This window comes from Acinetobacter sp. YH01019 (genome assembly GCF_013420285.1).
GTDB classification, from domain to species: Bacteria; Pseudomonadota; Gammaproteobacteria; order Pseudomonadales; family Moraxellaceae; genus Acinetobacter; species Acinetobacter gandensis.
Window position 1 is genome coordinate 1 of the sequence record NZ_VOYM01000188.1, and the last position, 1,240, is coordinate 1,240.

The following is a 1,240-nucleotide window of genomic DNA, read 5'->3' on the forward strand; positions in this document are numbered from 1 at the left end:
ACTACGCATTCGTGACCCATACGCCTCCCGGTCGATAGCAGGCACCTAAGCCGATGTACTTCAGTAAGCGGAACGTGGAAATCCCGTATTACTCCCATTGGGAAAGCAGTTTGCAAAAACTGCCCATGGTGATGCGGGCGAAGGAACGAGGAAAAAGCGAATGCCAGTCTGTAATGGGTTGGATAGAGGTTGAAACATTACCCCACGCGAAAGCGGGCTGACGTCCTTATGGTCTCTCATCACAAGAGAGTGTGTAGAACCCTTTTAATGGAGGGAGAGCAAATGAATGCAGCAGTATCAGCGTGTGCACCTTCCAGCACATCGTGGGACAGCATCGATTGGATTGCTGTACAGCGTCATGTCAGAGGGCTGCAAGCGCGTATTGTGAAGGCGGTACAAGACGGCAGGCATAACAAGGCGAAAGCTTTGCAATGGCTGCTGACTCACTCGTTTAGTGGCAAAGCATTGGCCGTCAAACGAGTGTCTGAAAACAAAGGCAAAAACACGGCTGGGGTCGACAAGGTGACTTGGAATACACCCAAGGCCAAGACCGGTGCGATGATGTCGTTGAAGAGGCGAGGTTACACGCCCCTTCCGCTTCGGAGAGTCCTTATTCCGAAGAAAAATGGCAAGATGAGACCTCTCGGGATACCCACGATGAAATGCCGGGCCATGCAGGCGCTCCATCTGCTGGCTTTGGAACCCATCGCGGAGACCATCGCTGATCGGAACTCTTATGGGTTCAGACCGCAACGCTCAACCGCGGATGCTGCAGCACAGTGCTTTGGTGTGCTGTCAAGAAAAGTAAGTGCGGAGTGGGTGCTAGAGGGTGACATTCAAGGCTGTTTCGACAATATCAGCCATGACTGGATGATCGCCAACCTCCCAATGGACAAGGTGATTCTACGGAAATGGCTCAAAGCCGGTTACGTCTACCAAAGCAAGCTGTTTCCCAGTCTTTCCGGAACACCGCAAGGAGGTATTATCTCCCCGGTGCTGGCCAACATGACCTTGGACGGACTGGAAACGATGCTGGCTAAGAGGTTCTCTAACGCCAAATGGACAGGCAAAAAGCTGCAACTGGTACGGTATGCGGATGATTTCATCATCACGGGGTATTCTAAAGAGTGGCTCGAAAATGAAGTTCGTCCTGCCGTGGTTGAATTTCTGGCGCAGCGCGGTCTCGTGCTCTCTCAGGAAAAGACCAAAATCACGCACATAGGGAACGGGTTCGATTTTC

1 protein-coding gene is annotated in these 1,240 nt (G+C 52.1%); it reads left to right on the top strand.

Annotation, left to right across the window (positions count from 1 at the left end; all coding sequences use genetic code 11):
- Positions 1-282: 282 nt before the first annotated feature.
- A partial coding sequence (locus tag FTT84_RS17855; RefSeq protein ID WP_180191850.1) for a reverse transcriptase domain-containing protein occupies positions 283-1,240 on the top strand: 958 nt, incomplete at its 3' end.